The following is a 1,453-nucleotide window of genomic DNA, read 5'->3' as shown; positions in this document are numbered from 1 at the left end:
ATGGCTTTCAATCCTTGCAAATACTTATAGTATATAGCTTTAAGGGCTGTATCAGCCTGAATTTTGTCCATTACACCAAATTTCATAACCACTGAAACCGTGCATATAAAATCTAAAATGGTACTGCTATCATTAAAAAAAGGTAACCCAATGAATACTGTCATCGTAAAAATAAATGATGCTACTCAGACCGTTGACCAAATATCTGTTGTCACCAAAGATGGTGTCCCTACGGTAATCACTGCTACGAACAAAGTGAACTATGAGTTTCACGATACTGCTATTGGTCGTGCGCCTAACCATATTATTACTAAACGTGTCAAGAACGACTTGCATGTCTCATTTGAAAAAGAAGGTCAAGAAAGCGACCTGATTATAGAAGGGTTTTATGATAATACAGATAGTGCCTTGCTCGGAATCGCTGAAGATGGAGAGTACTATTACTATATTCCAGATACTGGCGAAACCTATGATTATGTAACACAGCTAGAAGAGGGTGCGGTAGAAGGGCAGGCTTTGGGTGGCCAAGAGTATGCTACTATTATACCTTGGTGGATACCGGCTGCTGCTGGTCTAGGACTGGTCGGTTTAATAGCTGGCAATAGTAATAGTAGTAGTGATAAAACACCAGTAGCCCCTCCTGTTAACAAGCCGCCTGTTGCTACCGATGATGTTGCTAAAGGTGAAACAGGTCAGCCCGTCATCATCGACGTGGTAGCGAATGACAGCGACCCTGAAAACGACTTAGACCCAACGACAGTCAAGCTGATCGACCCTGTGACAGGCAATGAAGTCACCAATGTAGTGGTAGATGGCGAAGGTACTTGGTCCGTTGATGGCAGTACAGGCAAAGTGATCTTCACACCAGTGTCAGGCTTTACAGCGGATCCAACGCCAGTGGACTATGTGGTGTCTGATAAAACGGGCGAGAAATCTAACCAAGCGACCATCGCCGTTGACTATCCAGTAATAGTAAGCATCACTGGTACAGCAAGTCTGAATGAAATGGCTGCTGACGGTACTCCTAATGAAGCGACTTATACAGTCAGCATCAGCAACCCAAGTACCGAAGATACCGTTGTTACTGTCACGATTAGTGATGGCAGCACTGAAGGCTCAGCTGACTACACCGCACCTGTCACACAAAACGTGACGATTCCAGCGGGTCAAACCTCCGTTGACATCACCGTACCGATTGTGAACGACAATGTATTTGAAGGTCCAGAGGACTTTAACGTCGCAGTCACAGCAGTCACAGCCGGTACCGCGACCATCGGTACCAACAACAGCGTCACCACCACTATTTATGATGATGGCACCACTAACGGCACTGATCCTGTAGATCCTACTGATCCTACGGCAGGTGATGACACCCCAATAGTAAGCATCACTGGTACAGCAAGTCTGAATGAAATGGCTGCTGACGGTACTCCTAATGAAGCGACTTATACAG

The 1,453-nt window shown here is 45.5% G+C and carries 1 protein-coding gene; it reads left to right on the top strand.

Translation table 11 applies throughout. The annotated features are described in order from the left end of the window. Nucleotides 1-150: 150 nt before the first annotated feature. The coding region (locus QO187_RS13705; protein ID WP_371548643.1) for an Ig-like domain-containing protein at nt 151-1,453 on the top strand (1,303 nt) is incomplete at its 3' end.

The organism is Psychrobacter sp. Arc9 (assembly GCF_041431295.1).
Taxonomy (GTDB): domain Bacteria; phylum Pseudomonadota; class Gammaproteobacteria; order Pseudomonadales; family Moraxellaceae; genus Psychrobacter.
This window is presented reverse-complemented; position numbering and strand designations above follow the sequence as displayed.